Source organism: Mesorhizobium sp. B264B1B (genome assembly GCF_020165765.1).
Taxonomy (GTDB): Bacteria; Pseudomonadota; Alphaproteobacteria; order Rhizobiales; family Rhizobiaceae; genus Mesorhizobium.
In genome coordinates this window covers 254,083-275,106 of the sequence record NZ_JAIUIS010000001.1, presented here as the reverse complement: position 1 = coordinate 275,106, position 21,024 = coordinate 254,083, and the positions used below count along the sequence as shown (strand labels likewise).

Below are 21,024 nucleotides of genomic sequence, written 5' to 3'. Positions count from 1 at the left end.
GAACATGGCCGGTTTGCCGAGCACGGCACGCGTGGTGATCATCGGAGGCGGTGTCGTCGGCGCCTCCTCGCTCTACCATCTCGCCAAGGCGGGCTGGACCGACTGCGTTCTCCTGGAAAAGAATGAACTCACCTCCGGCTCGACCTGGCATGCCGCCGGTAACGTGCCGACCTTCTCCTCGTCCTGGTCGCTGATGAACATGCAGCGCTATTCGACCGAGCTCTATCGCGGGCTGGCCGAGGCCGTCGACTATCCCATGAACTACCATGTCACCGGCTCCCTGCGGCTTGCCCACACGCAAGAGCGCATGCAGGAGTTCCAGCGCGCCAAGGGCATGGGCCGCTACCAGGGCATGGACATCGATATCGTCGGCACGGACGAGATCAAGCGCCGCTATCCCTTCATCGAGACGCATGAGCTGGAAGGCGCCCTCTACGACCCGAGCGACGGCGACATAGATCCGGCGCAGCTGACCCAGGCGCTGGCCAAGGGCGCGCGCGACATGGGTGCCCGGATCATACGCTTCTGCCCGGTGACAGGCGTGCGCCGCGAAAGGGACGAATGGGTGGTCGTGACGCCGCAAGGCGAGATCCGCTGCGAGATCGTCGTCAACGCCGCCGGCTACCGTGCCGCCGAAGTTGGAAAAATGTTCGGCCGCGAGGTGCCGATGATGGTGATGAGCCATCAGTACATATTGTTCGAGGAGATCCCCGAACTCGCCGCATGGTCGAAGGAACAGGGCAGGAAGCTGCCGCTGCTGCGTGACGTCGACACTTCCTACTATCTGCGCCAGGAAAAGAACGGCATGAATCTCGGCCCCTATGAGCGCAATTGCCGCGCGCATTGGGCGGGTCACAACGATCCGATGCCGGAGGATTTTTCCTTCCAGCTTTTCCCCGACGATCTCGACCGGCTGGAACATTATCTGGCCGACGCCGTCGCCCGCGTGCCGATCCTGGGCACCGCCGGCCTGTCCAAGGTCATCAACGGCCCGATCCCCTATGCGCCGGACGGCAATCCGCTGATCGGGCCGATGCCGGGCGTCCCCAATGCGTTCGAGGCCTGCGTCTTCACCTTCGGCATCGCGCAAGGCGGCGGTGCAGGCAAGGTGTTGGCCGAATGGGTCACGCAAGGCCAGACCGAATGGGACATGTGGTCTTGCGACCCGCGCCGCTTCACGTCCTTCGCTTCGGCTCCGGATTACTGCGTTGCCAAAGGCATGGAGATCTACGGCAACGAATACGCCATCCAGTTTCCGCGCCATGCCTGGCCGGCGGGACGCGACAGGAAATTGTCGCCGATCCATGATCGCATGAAGGCGTTCGGCGCGCGCTTCGACGCCTATAATGGCTGGGAGCGCGCCACCTGGTATGCGCAGGATGGCGACGACGTCTCGGAGGAAGCAACGCTCACCTTCCGTCGCGACGGGCCGTGGCAGCACCGCGTGCGCGAGGAATGCCTGGCCGTCCGCGACGCCGCCGGCATCCTCGACCTGCCGGGTTTTTCGCGCTTCAACCTCGAAGGTCCGGGCGCCGCCGAATGGCTTAGCCGGCAAGTGACCGGCCTCGTGCCGAAGCCCGGCCGCATCGGTCTCGTCTATTTCTCCGACGACAAGGGCCGCATCGTCACCGAAATGTCGGTGGTGCGCCACGGCGAGGAATCCATGACGCTGATCACCGCGGCGGTGGCGCAATGGCATGATTTCGAATGGCTGAAATCGCACATGCCCGTGGATGCGACTTTCAAGCTGATCGACCGGACCGAGGAATTCTCCACCCAAATCCTGGCCGGACCCAAGTCGCGGGAAATCCTCGCCGCCGTCTGTGAGGCCGACCTGACCTTGCCGTGGCTCACGCATCAGGAAACCAAGATCGCCGGGCGCTGGGCGAAGCTGGTCCGCGTCTCCTTCGCCGGCGAACTCGGCTGGGAAATCCACACCAGGGTCGACGACACCGCCGCCGTTTTCGACACCATCTGCGCGGCGGGACAGCCGCACGGCCTGAAACCATTCGGCATGTACGCGCTGGATTCGCTGCGGCTCGAAAAGGGCTACCGCACCTGGAAGGGCGACCTTTCGACCGACTATTCGATCCTGCAAGGCGGGCTCGAGCGGTTCGTCAAATGGGACAAGCCCGAGTTCCGCGGCAAGGCAGCGCTGCAGAACGAGAAACAGCAGGGCGTCAGGAAGCGCTTCGTCACGCTGGTGGTGGAAAACCCCGGCGATTGCGACGCGCCCTACATGTCGACGCTGTGGCGTGAAGGCCAGATCGTCGGCGAGACGACGTCGGGCGGCTGGGGTCATCGCGTCGGCAAGTCGATCGCGCTCGGCATGCTGCGTGCCGATCTGGCGGAGCCCGGCACCGCCGTGGAGATCGAGATCTTCGGCGACCGTTTCAAGGCGGTCGTGCAGAACGATGAGCCTTTGTGGGATCCGAAAAACGAAAGGTTGAGAGCCTGATGCCAAAACCATCATCGCGCATTTCAGGCATCGTGCCGTCGGGCAAGGATGGCTGGGAAGTCCATTTCGCCGCGTGGGCCCGCAAGGAAGCCGGCGAGGACATCATCATGCTGTCGGTCGGCGATCACGATTTCGACACACCTTCCGAAACGATCGAGGCCTGCGTGACCGCGGTTCGCGGCAGCAATCACCACTATACCCCTTTGCCCGGCCTGCCGCGCCTGCGCAAGGCGATGGCGGCGGCCTCGGTCGCCTGCACGGGCGTCGGGACGACGCCGGACCAGGTCATCGCCACGCCGGGCGGCCAGGCGGCGCTCTACGCCGCCGTGCAGGCCGTGCTCGATCCGGGCGACCACGCCATCGTGGTCGCGCCATACTACGCGACCTACCCCAACACCTTCAGCGCCGCGGGCGCGACCTTCACGGTTGTCGAGACGCCGGCCGAGGACGGTTTCCAGCCCCGCGCCGACATGATCCGGGCGGCACTTCGGCCGAATACGCGCGCCATCCTGATCAACACGCCGAACAACCCGACCGGAGCCGTCTATTCGCGCGAACGGTTGGAACAGCTGGCCGAGGTCTGCCGCGAGCACGATTTGTGGCTGCTGTCCGACGAAGTCTACTGGACGCTCGGCGGTGGCGAGCACATCTCGCCGCGTTCCCTGCCCGGCATGGCCGAGCGCACGCTGGTCATCAATTCCATGTCCAAGAGCCATGGCATGACCGGTTGGCGCATGGGCTGGCTGACCGGCCCCAGCGAGATGATCTCGCTGCTGACCAACCTCAATCTGGTGACGACCTACGGCCTCCCGGCCTTCATCTCGATCGCTTGCACCGAGGCGCTGGAGAAGGGTTATGGCGTGAAGGAAATCGCCGAACGCTATGCGGCGCGACGCGCCGTCCTGCTCGACGCCGTGCGAGGCATGAACGATGTCGGCGTGCGCGGCTCCGAAGGCGGCATGTATGTCATGCTCGACATATCGGCCGTCGAATCCGACGACGAGAAATTCGCTTTCGCCTTCCTCGACAAGGAGAAGGTCGGCGTCATGCCCGGCTCCAGCTTCGGCGAGGCCGCGGCAGGCCATATCCGCGTCAGCCTGTGCCAGCCGGAACCCGTCTTGCGGGAAGCAGCACTCCGGCTGCGCCGCTTTGTCTCCAGCTACCGCCGCGAGGCCGCATGAACATCCCTTCCCCCAGAACCATTCCCGCCAAGGCAAGGGCCGTCATCATCGGCGGCGGCGTTTCGGGCTGCTCGGTCGCCTATCACCTGGCCAAGCTCGGCTGGACCGACATCGTCCTTCTGGAGCGCAAGCAGCTGACCTCGGGCACGACATGGCATGCCGCCGGCCTGATCGGCCAGTTGCGCGGCTCGCAGAACATGACGCGGCTGGCGAAATATTCGGCCGACCTCTACGTCAAGCTGGAAGCCGAGACCGAGGTCGGCACCGGCATGCGCCAAGTCGGCTCGATCACCGTCGCGCTGACCGAGGAGCGCAAGCACGAGATCTATCGTCAGGCGTCACTCGCCCGCGCCTTCGATGTCGACGTGCGCGAGATTTCGCCCAGGGAAGTCAAGGAGATGTACCCGCATCTCAATGTGTCCGACGTCGTCGGCGCCGTGCATCTGCCGCTTGATGGCCAGTGCGACCCCGCCAACATCGCCATGGCGCTGGCGAAGGGCGCGCGCCAACGCGGCGCCACCATCGTGGAGAATGTGAAGGTCACCAAGGTCCACACCAAGGCGGGCCGCGTCACCGGCGTGTCCTGGGCGCAGGGCGAAGAGCAAGGCACGATCGAGGCCGACATCGTCGTCAACTGCGCCGGCATGTGGGCGCGCGAACTGGGCGCCCAGAACGGCGTCACCATCCCGCTGCACGCCTGCGAGCATTTTTACCTCGTCACCGAGCCGATCCCGGGGCTGAGCCGCCTGCCGGTGCTGCGCGTGCCCGACGAGTGCGCCTATTACAAGGAAGACGCCGGCAAGATGATGCTCGGCGCCTTCGAGCCGGTGGCCAAGCCCTGGGGCATGGACGGCATCCGCGAGGACTTCTGCTTCGATCAACTGCCCGAGGACATGGACCATTTCGAGCCGATCCTGGAAATGGGCGTAAACCGCATGCCGATGCTGGCGACCGCCGGCATCCACACCTTCTTCAACGGCCCCGAGAGTTTTACGCCCGACGACCGCTACTATCTCGGCGAGGCGCCGGAACTGCGTGGCTACTGGATGGCGACCGGCTACAATTCGATCGGCATCGTCTCGTCAGGCGGCGCCGGCATGGCGCTGGCACAGTGGATCAACGACGGCGAGGCACCGTTCGACCTGTGGGAAGTCGACATCCGCCGCGCCCAGCCTTTCCAGAAGAACCGCCGTTACCTCAAGGAGCGCGTCTCCGAAACGCTCGGCCTGCTCTATGCCGACCATTTCCCCTATCGCCAGATGGCGACATCGCGCGGCGTGCGCCGTTCACCCCTGCATGAGCATCTGAAGGCGCGCGGCGCCGTGTTCGGCGAGGTCGCCGGCTGGGAGCGCGCCAACTGGTTCGCGCGCGAGGGACAGGAGCGCGAGTACCGCTATTCCTGGAAGCGGCAGAACTGGTTCGACAACCAGCGCGAGGAGCACCTCGCCGTCCGCAACAAGGTCGGCCTGTTCGACATGACCTCGTTCGGCAAGATCCGCGTCGAGGGCCGCGACGCCTGCGCGTTCCTGCAAAAACTCTGCGCCAACAACATAGACGTGGCGCCGGGCAAGATCGTCTACACGCAGATGCTCAACCGGCGCGGCGGCATCGAGAGCGATCTCACGGTGTCGCGCCTGTCGGACACCGCCTATTTCCTCGTCGTGCCCGGCGCCGCGCTGCAGCGCGACCTCGCCTGGCTACGCCGGCACGTCGATGAGGCGTTTGTCGTCATCACCGATGTAACCGCTGCCGAAAGCGTGCTCTGCCTGATGGGCCCGGATGCGCGAAAACTGATCCAGAAGGTCAGCCCGAATGACTTCTCCAACGAGAACAACCCGTTCGGCACCTTCCAGGAGATCGAAATCGGCATGGGACTCGCCCGCGCCCATCGCGTCACCTATGTCGGTGAACTCGGCTGGGAGCTCTATGTCTCGACCGACCAGGCGGCCCACGTCTTTGAAGCCATCGAAGCGGCCGGCGCCGATGTCGGCCTCAAGCTGTGCGGGCTGCATACGCTCGATTCCTGCCGCATCGAAAAGGCTTTCCGCCATTTCGGTCACGACATCAACGACGAGGACAATGTGCTGGAAGCCGGCCTCGGCTTCGCGGTGAAGACGGCCAAGGGCGATTTCATCGGCCGCGACGCGGTGTTGAAGAAGAAGGAAGCCGGATTGAGCCGCCGGCTGGTCCAGTTCCGGCTGAAGGACCCGCAACCGCTGCTCTTCCACAACGAGGCGATCCTGCGCGACGGCAAGATCGTCGGTCCGATCACCTCAGGCAATTACGGCCACCATCTCGGCGGCGCGATCGGGCTGGGCTATGTGCCCTGCCAGGACGAGACCGAGGCGGATGTGCTGGCCTCGTCCTATGAGGTCGAGATCGCCGGCGAGCGGTTTGCGGCAGAGGCATCGCTGAAGCCGATGTATGATCCGAAATCGGAACGGGTGAAGATGTAGCGCGGTTTTCCCTTCTCCCACAAGGGGAGAAGGGCAGTTCGCCCCCTCAAAACCGCTCCAGCTTTGCCCGCACCTTCGCCAGAAACGCGGCTCTCGTCTTCGGCGTCGAGGCGTCCATCAGATAGTGCGCCATGAAGAAAGTCCGGCAGCGCGTGGCGCACAGCGCGCGCATGCCGCGCAGCAAGGTCTTGCGCCCGGGCTGGCCGACGACGACGCTCCACCATGTCGGCGCGCCGCAGGTGGTGATGACGCCGACCTTGGTCACATGCCGCATCAGCGACTTGATCCGCCCCTTGCCGGCCGGCAGCTTGAAGGCGACGTCCGTCGCCCACACCCGGTCGAGCCAACCCTTCAGCATCGCCGGCAGCCCGTACCACCAGGTCGGATAGACGAAGAGGATCGCCTCGGCCCAGTTGAGCAGCTCGAAATGCGGCTTCAGGGCAAGGTCCTGCGGCGCCTGGTTGTTGTAGAAACGCCGTTCCTCGCAGCTCATCACCGGATCGAACTTCTCGGCATAGAGGTCGAGCAGCCGCACGTCCCAGCCCTTTCGCGTCAGCACCTCCACGGCGGTGTCGCGGATAGCGGCGCAAAAACTCTCCGGCACCGGATGGCAATAAACCACCAGCGCGCGCATCAGAATCTGTCCATGCTGGCCGTGACCTTGGCCAAGAACGCCTTGCGCGTCTCGTCGCTCGAAATGTTCATCGAATAATGCGCCAGGTAGGAAACCGAAGCGCCCGGCTTGACTGTGGCGCGCAGCATGCGCTGGACCAGTTTGCGCGGCGGGTCACCCATCAGCATGGCGCGGAACCGGCTGCCGCCATAGGTGGTGACCGCCGCGATCTTCCTGATTTTGTGCAGCGACGGCTGCGCCTTGCCGTCGACCAGCTTGAACGACACGCCGGGCAGGAAGACGCGGTCGAAGAACCCTTTCAGAATTGCCGGAAAGCCGTAATTCCAGACCGGATAGGAAAGCACCAGCGCATCGGCACGCAACAGGCGTTCGACATACGGCGCCGCAGGGTCGGCGGAGCCGCGCGGATTGTGATAGTCTAGCCGTTCCTGGCGAGAGAGCCGCGGGTCGAAATCCTCGGCATAGAGGTCGCAGTCGTCAATCGCATGACCGGCAGCCGTCAGTCGCTCGACGATCGTCCGGTGCAGGCCGGCATTGAAGCTGGTTTCGACCGGATGGGCGTGGACGACGAGGATGTTCATGGCGAGGCATTGCCTGGGTCAGCGCGAGGCACCCCCCTCTGCCTTGCCGGGCATCTCCCCCGCAAGGGGGGAGATCGGACTATCTCCTTGCTTTCGCCAATTGTCAGCGCGGCAGGTTGGCGGCAGCGCTTAAGCTGCCGATCTCCCCCCATGCGGGGGGTGAGGAGTGGTCCGCGCAGCGGACGGGAAGCCAATTTCTTGGCTTTCCGAGCGACGAACGCCCGAAGCGACAGCGAAGGGCCCGGGCCGGCAGGCCAGAGGGGGGTGTTCAAGCGCGAACCTCTCCTCATCCCGTCCTCTGCAGCCCCTTGAACAGAAAAGTTCGTCCCGAACGGTAGTCATAATCCGGGTTTTCCCAGGCGATCATCTTGCCGGGATTGAGCAGTCCTTGCGGATCGGTCTCGCGCTTGAAGGCGAGTTGCACCGCATCGGTCTGCTTCATGCCGCCCTCTTCCAGCGTGTAACGATGCGGGTTGAAGATCGGGCAGCCATTCTCCTCATGCAAGCGGATGATCTCGTCGAGCCGCGCCTCGGTGGTGAACTTGACCAGCGGCAGGCCGAAGCAGGTGATGTTGCCATCCAGCCGCACGAACTCCAGATGCGAGAATACTTCGCCTGGAAACATCGCGTCCATTTTCTCGACCAGCGCCAGCTGGTTGGGAAAGGGATAGAGCGACTGCAGATAGGTGATGTCGGGGTCGATTCGCAGCGCCCTGAGCGTCGTGTGATTCCAGGCCAGCTCATAGGCCGGCGGCAGGCCCTTTTTCTCCTCTGGCGTCGCCGTCGCGGCATTGAAGACCACCTCGCCTCCAGCCCGCCGCGTGAAAGCGAGAAAGGCGTCCAGCCCATGCCGCGCCACCATGACGACGCAGATGCTCTGCCCATCCTTCAGGAATTTCTGGTGCCGTTTGAAATAGAGCTGCGGCACCGGTGCCGCGATCGGCGTGATCAGCTTGGTCAGGATGCCGTCCTGGCAGGCCAGCGCGTTGCCGTAGCGCGCCGCATTCATGAAGGCGTCGAAGCCGACAATGATGTCGATCCACTCATAGGCCGCGGTCAGCGGCATCTCGACTTCCATGATGATACCGTTGGTGCCGTAGGCGTGGGTCACCTTGTGCAGATCCTCGCCGGTGAGTTCGAGCTCCCTCGGCTCGGCCTCCATGGTTACCACGCGCAGGCGCAGCACATTGCCGAAATCACGCAAGCCGCCGAAATTGATCGAACCGACGCCGCCCGAACCGCCGGCGATGAAGCCGCCGATCGAGGCGGTGTTGTAGGTGGAGGGTGAGAGCCGCAGTTCCTGGCCGGAATGCGCCCGCGTTGCCTTGTCGATGTCGGCCAGCACAGCGCCCGGCCCGGTCACCACACGCCCCGGCGCGATCGACTTGATCTCGTTCATCTCGGCGAGATTGAGCACGACGCCGCCCGAGAGCGGCATCGCCTGGCCGTAATTGCCTGTGCCGCTGCCGCGCGGCGTCACTGGCACGCCATGCCGGTGGCAGGCGGCGAGCACGCGGATCAGCTCGGCCTCGTTCTTGGGCGTCACGACAAGATCGCCGGTGACGTGATCGAGCTGCTGCTTCAGCACCGGGCTGTACCAGTAGAAATCGCGGCTTTTCTGCTGGACGATGGCCGGATTGTCGTCGAGTTTTATCCCGTCGAGATCGCGTTTCAGCGCGGCGATATCCATCAGTCCACCATCAGCTCGTCGAGTTCGGCATAGTCGGGCAGTTGCCGGTCGATCGCCCACCCGGCGCGCACCACGATGCGATCCGATTCGGGCCGCGACAGCAATTCCGTCCAGCTGCGGCCCTTGAAGACGATGAAATCGGCATCGGCGCCGGCGGCAAGCGTGCCGAAACCATCGAGCCGCATCACGTGAGCCGGCGTTGCCGTGACGGCCTGCGGCCAATCGGCGACCGGATGATCGAAATGCAGGATGCGCGTCGCCATGCGGTAGACCTCCAGCATGTCGAGATCGCCATAGGCATAGAACGGATCGCGGGTATTGTCGGAGGCGACCGCGATCGGAATGCCCCTCGCCTTCATCTCGTGCAGCAGCGTTACCCCGCGCCAGCGCGGCGTGGTTTGATCGCGCCGCCGGTCCTGCAGATAGAGATTGCACATCGGCAGCGAGACGATCGCCAGCCCGGCTTTCGCCACCTTGTCCAGCGTGTCCAGCACCTCGAGGTCCGGCTGGCGCGCCAGCGAACAGCAGTGGCCGACGAGGATCTTGCCCTCGAAGCCGCTCCACAGCGACGCCTCGGCGATCTTCTTCAGCGAGATCGCCGCGACGTCGTTGGTCTCGTCGGCATGGAAATCGAGATCGAGGCCATGCTTGACGGCTTGGGAGAAGACATGGTCGAGCAGTTCTTCCAGATCCGGCACCATGTAGGTGACGACGCCAAGCACGCCCTTGGCGGCGGCCACCCTTTTGGCCAGCCTGTCGAACCAATTCTTGTCGCGCACGCCCTCGACGCCAATCAGGCAGGCGCCCTGCAACTCGATGCGGCCGCGCCACCTCTCGCGCATCGTCTCGAACACCGGCCAGGAGATTTCCTCCTGCGGCGGGACACTGTCCAGATGCGTGCGCAGTGCTTTGGTGCCATGCGCGTAGGCGCAGCGCAGCGAGAAATCCATGCGCCGCGCCACGTCCTCGGCACTCCAGCGGTCAGTGCGGTCGGCACCTGTGGCATTCAGCGCCCCGATGAAAGTGCCGTCAGGATTGGGTTTTCGCGGCCAGATATGGCCCTTGTCGATATGGGTGTGACAATCGATGAAGCACGGCAGCAGAATCCGCCCGCCGAGGTCGATCGCATCGGCAGGTGCGTTCGATCTGCCAGGAACAGCAATGCTGGAAATCTTGCCGTCGCCCACCGCGATGTCGGCAAGTGCGAAACCGTCGCCGTCGAAGGGCGCGGCAAGGCCAGGCGTAACGGACCGATGAACGCGTGCGTTGGCGAGCCGGTATGAACCTGTGTTCGGAATCAAGGCGCTACCGCTCCTGCTTCAGCGCGCTCTCGTGCCAGCGCCGTAAGATGAGATGCGAAATCAGCGACAGCACGAGGAAGATCAGGATGCCGGTCAGCGAGATCAGGAACAGCGCCGCGAACAGCCTGGGCGCGTTCAGCCGGTAGCCGGCCTCGATGATGCGCGAGGCGAGGCCCGAAGACTGGCCGGTGGCGCCGGCGACGAACTCGGCCACCACCGCGCCGATCAGCGACAGGCCGCCGGCGATCTTCAGCCCGCCGAGAAAATACGGCATCGCCGCCGGCAGCCTGAGATAGCGCAATTGCTGCCAGCGCGTTGCGCCGTTGAGCTTGAACAGGTCGCGCAGATTGCGGTCGACCGAGTTCAGGCCGAGGGTGGTGTTGGAGAGGATCGGAAAGAAGGCGACGATCCAGGCGCAGAGCAGAAGCTTGGTCGTCTGGTTGTCGACATAGATGTTGATCAGCGGGAAGATGGCCACGATCGGCGTCACCTGCAGCACGATGGCGAAGGGAAAGAACGACATCTCCACCCATTTTGACTGCGCGAACAGCACCGCCAGCCCGACGCCGCCGATGACGGCAAGGAGCAGACTGAGGAAGGTGATGCGCAAGGTGACCAGCAGTGCGGAGAACAGCAGGCCGGCGTCGTTGTAGAGCGTTGCCAGCACCACACCGGGACGCGGCAGGATGTATTGCGGAATTTCATTCCACACGCAGATACGGTCCCACAGCCAGATCGCCAGGATCATGATCGCCAGCGGCAGAACCCAGCGGCCGATCCGCTCGAGCCGCTCCTGGCGCGCGCGGCGTGCTTCCTCGGGGTCGAGTTTCAATGCACCGTCAAGGGTCGTCATGATGCGAGCCTGCAATTGAATTGATGGCCTTGGCCAGCACGTCGGACGTCTGCCGGCACAGCGCCGCATAATCGGGGGAGGTGCGAAAGGTCTCGTCGCGCGGATAGGCCGCATCGATGGCAAGCTCGTCGAAGATCCTGCCTGGCCGCGCCGCCATCACGACAACCCTGTTGGACAAAAACACGCTTTCGAAGACGCTATGCGTGACGAAGACGACGGTGAAGCGCTCGTCCTGCCACAACTCCAGCAGATCGTTGTTGAGCTTGAAGCGAGTGATTTCGTCGAGGGCCGCGAACGGCTCATCCATCAAAAGCACGCGCGGTTTGGTCACCAGGGCCCGTGCGATCGAGACGCGCATCTTCATGCCTCCCGACAGTTCGCGCGGCACCGCGTGCTCGAAGCCGGTGAGATGAACCCTTGCCAGCATCTCGGTCACCACCGGTGCCGCCTTGGCGCGGCTGACGCCCTTCAGCCTGAGCGGCAGCCAGACATTGTCGAAGACGCTGGCCCAGGGCAGCAATGTCGGCTCCTGGAACACGAAGCCGATGTTCGAGCGGTCGAGCGAACCGCCCGCACGCCAGTCGAGCATGCCGGAGGTCGGCGTCGACAGGCCGGCGATCAGCCGGAGCGCCGTCGACTTGCCGCAGCCGGACGGCCCGAGCAGGCTGAGGAAATCCCCTTCCCGGATCGCCAGGTCGACGTCGGCGAGCGCCGTCACGCCATTGGAAAAGACTTTGCCGACGCCCCGCAGCGCCAACAAGGAGACCGAAGTCTTCACTGGCGCTTGCGCCACCTTTTCCTGCATCATGCCGGGACGGCCTATTTCTTCAGCTCGAGCCCGACGCCCTTGTTGACGAAGGCCAGCGTGTAGGCTTTCGTGATGTCGATGCCGGCGGGCGTGACCTTGGCCTTGACCATCTTGTCGTAAAAACTCTTGATCCGCGCCTCGTTCATGGCGCCGATGCCGAGCTTCTCGGTGTCGCCGGAATCGGCTAGGCCGAACTTCTTCATCTGCTCGATCGAGAAAGCGATCTGCTCATCCGTCATGTCAGGATTGTCTTTCTTGATCATGTCGTTGGCGGCCTTGTTGTCGCCGTAGAGATAGTTGTACCAGCCCTTGGCCGAGCCATCGACGAAGCACTGGACCACCTCCGGCTTCTTGTCGATCGTGTCCTGCATCACCTCGATCGTCGTCGAATAGGTGTCCCAGCCATAGTCGGCGAGCAGGAACTGGTTGGGCACGAAGCCGCCTTCCTTTTTGACCGCGAACGGCTCGGAGGTGACATAGCCTTGCTGGATCGACTTCTTGTTGGCGAGGAAGGGAGCAGTGTTGTAGGTGTAGGGCACGCGCTTGGCCGCGTCGAAGCCGAGTTCGATGATCATCCACTGGAAGAAGGTCTGCGCGCCCTCGTCGCCCAGAATGTACTGCTCGGCGTTCTTCAGGTCCTCCCATTTGTCCAGCCCCTCGCCGGGATGGGACATGATGACCTGCGGATCCTTCTGGAAGTCCGCCGCCACCACGCGCATCGGAATGCCTTGCTGGACGGCGTCGAAGGCCGACAGCAGGTTGCCGCCCATGTAGAAATCGATCTTGCCGGCCAGGAGCATCGGCCGGCCGCTGACCTGCGGGCCACCCTGCATGATGGTGACGTCGAGGCCGCAGGCGGCATAGGTGCCGTCGGCCACGGCCTGGTAGTAGCCGCCATGTTCCGGCTCGGCCAGCCAGTTGGTGCCGAAGGTGACTTTTTCATTTGCCGCGGCACCAAGCGTGCTCGCTGCAAGCACGGCCACCGCCGCTACCGACATCTTCAGTTTTCCGTACATCGACACCACCACCCTTTGTTTGCTCCGGCGCGCCACGCGCCAGGCTCGACACCAGAGATTCAAGAAGCAAGACACATGCCACCGGCGTCTCGCGCCGGGACCCGCCCGCCTGCACCACAGCCATCTGCGAACGCCGGAAAGGTCGTGCTGCACCGGAGGCATCGTGCCTATTTTTTAAACGCCTGTCCACAATCGCACCGGCGACATGCACCGCCATCTTGAAGCTGTGATGAATCCAGTCTTAGGCTGGCGGTATCCAGGAGATTGCCATGTTCAAGTTCCTCACCCCGAAGTCGATCAAGCCGCCTTTTGCCCGCTACAGTCACGGCGTCGAAGTGCCCCCGGGCAAGCGGCTGGTGTTGTGTTCAGGCCAGGTCGCGATCACGGCGGACGACCAGATCCCCGAAGACGCCGGCGCCCAGGCCGAGCTTTGCTTCAAGAACATCGCCGCGATCCTCGGCGAGGCGGGGCTGGGGCTCGGCAATATCGTTCGCATCAACGCCTATGTCACCGACCGCGCGCATCTGAGACCCTATATGGATGTTCGCGACCGGCTTTTTTCGAACCCCGCGCCGGCCTCGACCCTGATGATCGTCAGCGGATTTGCCCGGCCTGAATTCAAGGTCGAGGTCGAGGCCATCGCGGCCGGGTGATCGACACGCCGTGTATCTCGCGCTAGGTCTCACCGTTCATCGAAGAGGCATGACATGGCCGTAGCAAAAAGACGTGTGTGGTGGGGTGACTATCGGACCACCGAATATGCCTCGATCGATCCCGAAGCGACGATCGCCGTACTGCCGGTGGCGGCGATCGAGCAGCATGGACCGCATCTGCCTGTCTCGACCGACACCTCGATCATGAACGGCATGCTCGACACGGTGATCGCCCGCCTGCCCGACGATCTCGACATCCGCATCCTTCCTGTCCAGGCGGTGGGCAAATCGAACGAGCATCTTCACGCGCCGGGCACGCTTACTTTGCCGGCAACGACGCTGGCGGACGCCTGGACCGAGCTTGGCGTGTCGATTGCGCGGGCAGGCGTGCGCAAGCTGGTCGTCGTCAACTCGCATGGCGGCAACGAAGAGATCATGGGCATCGTCACGCGCGAATTGCGGGTGCGCGAAAAGATGCTGGCGGTGAAGACCAGTTGGCAACGCTTCGGCCGCCCGGCCGGCATGTACACCGAACTCGAGGACCGCCACGGCATCCATGGCGGCGACGTCGAGACCTCGCTGATGCTGCATTTCCGGCCGGATCTCGTCGACATGGCCAGGGCCGACAATTTCGTGTCCAATGTCGCCAAGGCCGAGAAGGAATTCGCGCTGCTGCGGCACACCGGCACCCACGCCTTCGCCTGGATCGCCAGCGATCTCAACCCGAACGGCGTGGTCGGCGACGCCAGCATTGCCACGGCTGAAAAAGGTCGGCTGACAGCGGAACATCAGGCTGATGGTTTCGTCAGCCTGCTTAGGGACGTACGCAAGGCGAAGCTCGCCGATTGGCTGAAGTAGCCTCTAGCCGTCGATCCTCAGTTCGAACGGGTTGCCTTCAAAGGCATCGGCGCCGCGCCCGATCGCTTCGATTGCCGCGATCATGCGGCCGCCTCGACCAAGCAGCGCGTCGGCCACCGCGATCAGCCGCGGATTGGGCGTCGCCGAAGGCGACAACCTCCGCAACGTCCGGGCCAGCTCGGCCTCGTCGCGTTTCGGCGCCAGCGCGGCAGCGATGATATAGGCGGAGGCTGTCGAGCGGCTGATGCCGGCATAGCAGTGAACGACCATCGGCCTTGCGCGGTCCCAGCGGCGCGCGAAATCGAGCAGATTGCGCACATGCTCCTCGCCCGGCATGGTCATGCCATCCTGCGCCGCCGCGATGTCGTGCATGACCAGGTGCAGATGGTTTTCCCTCATGATCGAGGCCGGGCGGAGCACATCGGTGCCGGCGGCCAACAGCGACAGCAGCCGCTCGGCGCCGGTCCTCGCCACTGTTTCCTCGACCTTTGCCAGCGAGCAGACATGAATCATGGTTCGATACCTTTCGCTCGATCCTCGCGCCGCGCCGCCCATTCGGCAAGGGCGGATTCGAGCCGCAGCCACTCCTCCTCGTTCCCCGGCAGGCCTGCCCGCAGGACGTGCGGGCGGTCGGTGAAATGGCGAAGCAGGATGCCGCGCTCGCCAAGCGCTGCAAACAAGCCGGCGGCATCCGGCAGGCTGAAATAGCGGAACAATGTGGTGCCGCCCGCGGCAGGCACGCCGAAGCGGCTGAACAGTCCGTCGATCCGAACCGATGCCTCCGCAAGCGATGCGCGCATCGCGTCCTGCCAGCCGATATCGGCAAGTGCGCGAATGCCATATTCCAGCGCCGGGCCGGCGACGGCCCAAGGTCCGAATTGCGTTTCCAGCCGTTGGGCCGTCGGCGCATCGGCAAGCGCGAATCCAAGCCGCAGGCCGGCCAGCCCAAAAAACTTGCCGAAAGAACGCAGCACGACGATGCCGCCCTGGCCGACATCGCCGGCAAGGCTGTGTTCGCGCGGGCCGACATCCATGAACGCCTCGTCGACGACCAGCAGCCCGCCCTTGGCGCGCAAACCGGCGGCCAGCGCCAGCAGCCGGTCGCGCTCGACGATGCGCCCATCCGGGTTGTTCGGGTTGACCACGACGGCAAGGTCGGCATCCGCCAGATCAGCGAAACCGCTGACTTCGATCACCTCGTGCCCCGCGATCGCCGCCGCGCGGGCATGTTCGGCATAGGTCGGCCCCAGTACGAGCGCCTTGCCCGGCGCGACCAGCGATGCCACGCGCGGCAGCAGGATCTGCGTACCGGGCGCAGCGACGACATTGGCTGGCGAGGGCGCACCATAGCTACTGGCCGCGATCGCCGTCAGCTCACGCGTCCGCCCCGCTTCCGGCAATCGCGACAGCGAGGTGGCGGGCAGCTCGAAAAGCGGGTAGGAGTGCGGATTGATTCCGGTCGAGAGGTCGACGAAAGGCTGCGGGGCGTTGGGGAAAAGCGCCCTTGCCCGGCCGAGACTTCCACCATGGTCCACCGCTCCTTCAAGAAGCTTCATGTCAGTCCTGATCGCTTTCCTGTCATTGGCCATCGAATCCGCGCTGGGCTACCCCGACTGGCTGTTTCGCGCCATCGGCCATCCCGTGACCTGGTTTGGCAGGCTGATATCCTTTCTCGATCGCAGGCTCAACCGCGCCACTGATCCCGACGCACTGCGTCGCCAACGTGGTGTCCAGGCGCTTCTGGTCATCGTGCTGGTGCCGGCGCTAATTGGCCTCTCCGTGCAGATCCTGCTCTGGTTCATTCCCCTGGGACTGTTCATCACCGCGCTTCTGGCAACATCGTTCCTGTCGCAGCGGAGCCTTTATGAGCATGTCGAGGCCGTCGCCGATGCGCTCGACTCGGGCGGCCTCGACATGGGCCGCGCCGCCGTCTCGCGCATCGTCGGCCGCGATCCCGAAACCCTCGACAGGGCCGGCGTCTGCCGCGCGGCGATCGAGAGCCTGGCCGAGAATTTTTCCGACGGCATCGTTGCCCCCGCCTTCTGGACGGGTGTTGGCGGCCTCGCCGGCGGCGCCGCCTACAAGGCCGCCAACACCGCCGATTCGATGATCGGCCATCGCACGCCGCGCCACGAAGCGTTCGGCAGGGCAGCCGCACGCTTCGACGATTGGATCAACCTGCCGGCGTCGAGGCTGACGGCGTTGCTCATCACGTTGGCGGCTTTCCTGGTGAAAGGCGCCGACGCGAAAGCCGCATGGCAGGCGGTGCGGCGCGACGCGAAAAAGCACCGCTCGCCCAATGCCGGCTGGCCGGAGGCGGCGATGGCCGGCGCACTTGGCCTGGCGCTCGCCGGGCCGCGCAGCTATGGCGGCGTAACGGTCGACGACGCGTTCATGGGCGAAGGCGGCCGGCGCGAAGCCGACAGCATCGACATAAGGCGGGCGCTGAAACTCTACCGCGTCGCCGATTATTTGCTGATTGCGCTGTTCGGCGTGGTTTCGGCGATCGTCATTCTGGCATGATCTCACCCCCCCGTGAGTTCTCTCTCGAAGGGGAGGAAGGGAGCCGGGCTGCAACAGGTTCGCGCCTTTCCTCTCCCCCGTCGATCGGGGGAGAGGTGGCTCGGCGAAGCCGAGACGGAGTGGGGGTCGACGAGCTCGGCAGTCGCGTTTCTCGCACCCGCCGGGTTGCGCCTGCCTGTCTGCGGACCGCGCGTTCGATAACCGCCTTCCCCCAATCCGTCGCTGCTTCGCAGCGCCACCTTTCCCCCCTCCGGAGGGAAAGGAAGTGAGCCCTGCTGGAAGCGTTTGGCGACCAGACTTGAATGCTCATCCACAAAAGGGGACAACAGCTCTCAAAACTCCACCCCCTGCTGCGCCTTCACGCCCGCCGCGAAATGGTGCTTGGTCAGCCCCATCTCGGTCACCAGGTCGGCCGCCTCGACCAGCGCCGGCTTGGCGTTGCGACCGGTGACGACGACATGCAGGCCCTCGCGGCGCGCTTTCAGCGCGACAACCACCTTGTCCAGATCGAGATACTCGTAGCGCAGCGCGATGTTGAGTTCGTCGAGCACGACGAGACTGATCGACGGATCGGCCATCAGCTCCAGCGCCTTGGCCCAGGCGGCCTCGGCCGCCGCGATGTCGCGCTTCAGATCCTGTGTCTCCCAGGTGAACCCCTCGCCCATCGCGTGCCAGACGACGCGGTCGCCGAAGGCGGCGAAGGCCTCCTTCTCACCCGTATGCCATTTGCCCTTGATGAACTGGACGACGCCGACGCGCTTGCCGTAGCCGAGCATCCGCAGCGCCAGGCCAAAGGCAGCCGTGGTCTTGCCTTTGCCCGGGCCGGTGTTGACGATCAGCAGCCCCTTTTCGACCGTCTTGCTCGCCACCTCGGCGTCTTGGACCGCCTTGCGCTTGGCCATCTTGGCGCGGTGGCGCTCTTCGTCCTTTTCGTCGATGTCGGTCATGTCACTTCACCTTGAGCGGCAGCCCCGCCACCATCAAAAGCACGGTCTCGGCAATCGCCGCGACCTGCTGGTTGAGCCGGCCGGCGGCGTCGCGGAACCGGCGCCCCAGCGCATTGTCGGGCACGATGCCTTGCCCGACCTCGTTGGATACCACGAACCAGGGTCCGCGCGGCCGCGACAGCATGTCAGCCAGCCGCCGACATTCGGCCTCTACATCATGATCGGCCAGCATGTGATTGGTCAGCCAGAGCGTCAGGCAGTCGACAAGCACCGGCTGGTCCTCCGGTAGGGCCTCGAGTGCACCGACAAGGTCTAGCGGTGCATCGATGGTCGTCCAGCCCTCGCCGCGCCGCGACCGGTGCAACGCGATGCGCTGCCGCATCTCGTCGTCATAAGGTTGCGCCGTGGCGATGTAGGCCCATGGCGAAGGCAAGGCGGTCATCAGCGTTTCGGCGTGGGGGGGGGGGGGGGGGGGCGGGGGGGCGCTCTTGCCGGAGCGCCCACCGCCGATGATGAAGGTCAGTCTTCCGCGATCAGGCAAAGCTGTCGCGCAGGCTCGTCGCGCTGCCGGTGAAGCGTCCACGCACCACGCCGACGACAGCGCCCAGCACGAGCCAGAACACCAGGTTCGTCACTGTCACCGCCACCACGAACTGATGGTGCAGGCCTTCCGGGATCGGCGTCTCGAAACTGTCGGGCTGCGGCGCGCCGACGATATGCGGCGCGACGATCAACACCACACCCAGAATCGCCAGCGGCAGTGATTTGCGGAAGGCGATCAGGGCAAGGCCGATCGCCGTCGCCGCCACCGTCGCCGTCCACCAGATCTGGCGTGGCAGAAGCTCGGCGGCAGGCATGGCCGGCAGTTCCGGCGGCAGGCCGAGGCCCGGCGCCAGCGTGAACACGGCAAAGCCGGCCAGTCCCCAGAACACGCCCTGGCGCCAGTTGCCGATGCCGCCGGCGAATTCCGAAACCGCGACCAGGACCAGCGCGAAGCCGATGCCGGTGACGATGTTGGCAAGCACGCTGAAAGCGAAACGCTCGAAGCCGTCGGCCGGCGCCCAGCCTTCCTCTTCAGCCGGAACAGCTTCAGCGGCTGCCGGCGCGGCGGAGCTCATGGCATTGCCCGCCGGGGCGGCAGAGTTCATGGCGTTGTTGTCGGTCGGGGCCGGTGCGGTATGGTCGTGGTGGTGGCCGCCGCCGACCTGTTCGTAGACTTCCGCCTTCAGGATCAACGGCACGGTGGCATAGGCCTGCATGCAGGCGAGAACGACACCGGCCACGAGCCCTGCGATCGCCGCGATGAACACGACGTTGCGAAACAGGTTCATGATGTCAAATCCCTATCAGTGGCAGGGAAACGCCATCGAGTGGCGATAGTCGTGCGCGGCATTGTGGACCGCGTCGATATGCGAGAAACCGACAAAGCCTACGACGAAAACGCCGAGCAGCGCCGCGAGCGCGAGCTGCAGGAGGCGCGACTGCGAGGAGATGGAGGCGCCGAGGGAGACGGAAGCGGTATTCATGTCTTGTCCTTTCACCCTCCACCCGAGGGCATCGAAGTCAGTTTCCTGTCGCCGGCAGGTCTCCTGGCTCGCGGATCAGCGCCCTTCCCCACCTTCCCGAAGAAAATCTTCAGTGGCATATGGAGAGGACTACCGCACACAGTTGCGGGGGCAGCCACGGCATTGGGCAACAAATCTGCCCGCACCGCATTCCCTCTTGGCTCCAATCGGAACCGACGACGAAGGTGACTATAGGGAAAATCGCCGCATCCGGCAAACCAAATTCCGACGGCGACAAGCGCTTTAGCGCCGTCCGGCCGCTTGCTCCGCTGCAATTGACAATTTCCGTGGCCGGGTGTCGGCTGCCATCCTCACAGGAGGCCAGCCATGCAGCCCGTCCAGAGCCAGCACGCCCCCTATAACGGCCTCACCCGGGCCGAGCCGACATTGCCGTCCTCGGCCTATTGGGATGCGGCGGCCTACCAGCGCGACCTCGACGCCATCTGGTACAGGAACTGGCTGCTCGTCTGCCGTGAAGCTGATCTCGCCCAACCGCTGGCTTTCCGCACCTTCCGTGTCGGCAGCCAGGAGATCGTCGTGCTGCGTGACGATACCGGCGAACTGCGCGCCTTCCACAACACCTGCCGGCATCGCGGCTCGCAGCTTTGCCAGGAACGCGAGGGGCGGCTGAAGGCGCGGCTGATCACCTGCCCCTACCACGCATGGTCCTATTCGCTGCGCGGCGAGCTCGTGCGCGTGCCATCGAAAACGCTGCCCGAAGGTTTCGACAAGGCGGACCATCCGCTCTATCGCGTCGCGCTGTCGGTCTGGCGCGGCTTCGTCTTCGTCAATCTCGCGGAAGATGCCGCCGGCTCGGCGCACTCATCCTTCGACCCGGCCTCCGGCGATCTCGGCAACTGGCCGCTGGAATCGCTGGTATCGGGCCATGTGCTGCGCAAGGTGATGAACTGCAACTGGAAGATCTTCTGGGAAAACTTCAACGAATGCCTGCATTGCCCCGGCGTCCACAAGGACCTGTCGCGGCTGGTGCCGATCTACGGCCGCGGCCTGATGGGCCGGCATGACGACCCCGAATGGACCCGCCATGCCGACAATGACGCGCCGGAATTTTCCGGCGGGCTGCGGGCGGGTGCCGAAACATGGTCACGTGACGGCCAGGCGCATGGGCCGGTCTTTTCGGGCCTGACGCCGGCCGAGCACGCCGCCGGCCAGACCTACGCCACCAGCCTGCCCTCGATGTTCATCGTCGGCCACGTCGACTATGTCAGGTCCGTACGGCTGGTGCCGCTTGGCCCCGAGCAGACCGAATTGACCGCCGAATGGCTGTTCGCGCCCGACGCGCTCGCCGCCACCGACATCGACAACATCGTCGGATTCGGCACCCAGGTGCTGGAGGAGGATGCCGCGATCTGCGAGGTCAACCAGAAAGGGCTGCGCTCCATGCGCCATAAGGCCGGCGTGCTGATGCCGGAGGAGTACGACCTCCACCGCTTCCACGATTGGGTACGCGAACGACATGCTGCGCTTGTGCCGTAAGCT

General features: G+C 64.6%; 20 protein-coding genes and 1 riboswitch. Of the genes, 7 read left to right on the top strand and 13 right to left on the bottom strand.

The genetic code is table 11. The annotated features are described in order from the left end of the window. The first annotated feature begins 4 nt into the window (after positions 1–4). The 3 genes from LB547_RS01275 to LB547_RS01265 are packed head-to-tail and all read left to right on the top strand — an operon-like array spanning position 5 to position 6,095. Positions 5–2,458, top strand: coding sequence for a GcvT family protein (locus tag LB547_RS01275; protein ID WP_140495620.1), 2,454 nt, complete (start codon positions 5–7; stop codon positions 2,456–2,458). Then, on the top strand, positions 2,458–3,639 hold the full coding sequence (locus LB547_RS01270; protein ID WP_140495619.1) for a pyridoxal phosphate-dependent aminotransferase: 1,182 nt from the start codon (positions 2,458–2,460) through the stop codon (positions 3,637–3,639). Before LB547_RS01275 ends, LB547_RS01270 begins: the two co-directional genes overlap by 1 nt. Continuing rightward, complete coding sequence (locus LB547_RS01265; RefSeq protein WP_140623238.1) at positions 3,636–6,095, top strand: GcvT family protein; 2,460 nt, start codon at positions 3,636–3,638, stop codon at positions 6,093–6,095. Before LB547_RS01270 ends, LB547_RS01265 begins: the two co-directional genes overlap by 4 nt. 46 nt (positions 6,096–6,141) lie before the next feature. Here LB547_RS01265 and LB547_RS01260 read toward each other — a convergent pair whose 3' ends face one another. The 7 genes from LB547_RS01260 to LB547_RS01230 form a co-directional block, all read right to left on the bottom strand. Further along, a complete protein-coding gene (locus tag LB547_RS01260; RefSeq protein WP_140623236.1) occupies positions 6,142–6,729 on the bottom strand; it encodes an NAD(P)H-dependent oxidoreductase in 588 nt (195 codons plus the stop codon). Beyond that, entirely contained in the window at positions 6,729–7,310 is a 582-nt protein-coding gene (locus tag LB547_RS01255) for an NAD(P)H-dependent oxidoreductase (RefSeq protein WP_140623234.1), read from the bottom strand. Before LB547_RS01255 ends, LB547_RS01260 begins: the two co-directional genes overlap by 1 nt. Positions 7,311–7,596: 286 nt before the next feature. Beyond that, complete coding sequence (locus LB547_RS01250; protein ID WP_140579837.1) at positions 7,597–9,000, bottom strand: FAD-binding oxidoreductase; 1,404 nt, start codon at positions 8,998–9,000, stop codon at positions 7,597–7,599. Beyond that, on the bottom strand, positions 9,000–10,301 hold the full coding sequence (locus tag LB547_RS01245) for a cytosine deaminase (protein ID WP_140760853.1): 1,302 nt from the start codon (positions 10,299–10,301) through the stop codon (positions 9,000–9,002). Before LB547_RS01245 ends, LB547_RS01250 begins: the two co-directional genes overlap by 1 nt. Before the next feature lie 4 nt (positions 10,302–10,305). Then, positions 10,306–11,154: an ABC transporter permease gene (locus LB547_RS01240; RefSeq protein ID WP_140516383.1), complete on the bottom strand. Its 849-nt coding sequence runs from the start codon at positions 11,152–11,154 to the stop codon at positions 10,306–10,308. Then, the gene (locus LB547_RS01235) at positions 11,141–11,962 is read right to left on the bottom strand and encodes an ABC transporter ATP-binding protein (RefSeq protein ID WP_140760866.1); all 822 of its coding nucleotides are present in this window, start codon (positions 11,960–11,962) and stop codon (positions 11,141–11,143) included. Before LB547_RS01235 ends, LB547_RS01240 begins: the two co-directional genes overlap by 14 nt. A gap of 11 nt (positions 11,963–11,973) precedes the next feature. Beyond that, positions 11,974–12,978 (bottom strand): ABC transporter substrate-binding protein, encoded by a 1,005-nt coding sequence (locus LB547_RS01230; RefSeq protein WP_140760880.1) that lies wholly within the window; start codon positions 12,976–12,978, stop codon positions 11,974–11,976. A gap of 269 nt (positions 12,979–13,247) precedes the next feature. On the opposite strand from LB547_RS01230, the gene LB547_RS01225 reads away from it, so the two are divergent. Together LB547_RS01225 and LB547_RS01220 are read left to right on the top strand one after the other, a co-directional pair. Further along, a complete protein-coding gene (locus LB547_RS01225) occupies positions 13,248–13,631 on the top strand; it encodes a RidA family protein (RefSeq protein WP_140555017.1) in 384 nt (127 codons plus the stop codon). A gap of 54 nt (positions 13,632–13,685) precedes the next feature. Next, positions 13,686–14,489, top strand: coding sequence for a creatininase family protein (locus tag LB547_RS01220; protein WP_140760892.1), 804 nt, complete (start codon positions 13,686–13,688; stop codon positions 14,487–14,489). Between the two features lie 3 nt (positions 14,490–14,492). Here the strand turns inward: LB547_RS01220 and LB547_RS01215 are convergent, their stop codons facing one another. Both LB547_RS01215 and cobD read right to left on the bottom strand, forming a co-directional pair. Beyond that, positions 14,493–15,002, bottom strand: a complete 510-nt coding sequence (locus tag LB547_RS01215) for a tyrosine phosphatase family protein (protein ID WP_140495608.1) — start codon at positions 15,000–15,002, stop codon at positions 14,493–14,495. Beyond that, positions 14,999–16,045 (bottom strand): threonine-phosphate decarboxylase CobD, encoded by a 1,047-nt coding sequence (gene cobD / locus LB547_RS01210; protein ID WP_140760906.1) that lies wholly within the window; start codon positions 16,043–16,045, stop codon positions 14,999–15,001. Before cobD ends, LB547_RS01215 begins: the two co-directional genes overlap by 4 nt. Between cobD and cbiB the strand changes: the two genes are divergently transcribed. After that, on the top strand, positions 16,044–17,012 hold the full coding sequence (cbiB, locus tag LB547_RS01205) for an adenosylcobinamide-phosphate synthase CbiB (protein ID WP_140738808.1): 969 nt from the start codon (positions 16,044–16,046) through the stop codon (positions 17,010–17,012). The genes cobD and cbiB overlap by 2 nt on opposite strands. 332 nt (positions 17,013–17,344) lie before the next feature. Here the strand turns inward: cbiB and cobO are convergent, their stop codons facing one another. Genes cobO through LB547_RS01185 form a run of 4 tightly spaced genes read right to left on the bottom strand, consistent with a single transcriptional unit; the run spans position 17,345 to position 19,485 of the window. Continuing rightward, positions 17,345–17,959 (bottom strand): cob(I)yrinic acid a,c-diamide adenosyltransferase, encoded by a 615-nt coding sequence (gene cobO / locus LB547_RS01200; protein ID WP_140555012.1) that lies wholly within the window; start codon positions 17,957–17,959, stop codon positions 17,345–17,347. Between the two features lies 1 nt (position 17,960). Next, the gene (gene cobU, locus LB547_RS01195; protein WP_224702854.1) at positions 17,961–18,500 is read right to left on the bottom strand and encodes a bifunctional adenosylcobinamide kinase/adenosylcobinamide-phosphate guanylyltransferase; all 540 of its coding nucleotides are present in this window, start codon (positions 18,498–18,500) and stop codon (positions 17,961–17,963) included. Continuing rightward, positions 18,493–19,290 (bottom strand): CbtA family protein, encoded by a 798-nt coding sequence (locus LB547_RS01190; RefSeq protein WP_140760924.1) that lies wholly within the window; start codon positions 19,288–19,290, stop codon positions 18,493–18,495. The genes cobU and LB547_RS01190 overlap by 8 nt, the downstream gene beginning before the upstream one ends. A 15-nt stretch (positions 19,291–19,305) precedes the next feature. After that, positions 19,306–19,485, bottom strand: coding sequence for a CbtB domain-containing protein (locus tag LB547_RS01185; protein WP_140495602.1), 180 nt, complete (start codon positions 19,483–19,485; stop codon positions 19,306–19,308). A gap of 35 nt (positions 19,486–19,520) precedes the next feature. Continuing rightward, positions 19,521–19,717: riboswitch (cobalamin riboswitch) on the bottom strand. A 134-nt stretch (positions 19,718–19,851) separates the two neighbouring features. Between LB547_RS01185 and LB547_RS01180 the strand changes: the two genes are divergently transcribed. After that, positions 19,852–21,021 (top strand): aromatic ring-hydroxylating oxygenase subunit alpha, encoded by a 1,170-nt coding sequence (locus LB547_RS01180; RefSeq protein WP_140555009.1) that lies wholly within the window; start codon positions 19,852–19,854, stop codon positions 21,019–21,021. Positions 21,022–21,024 lie beyond the last annotated feature (3 nt).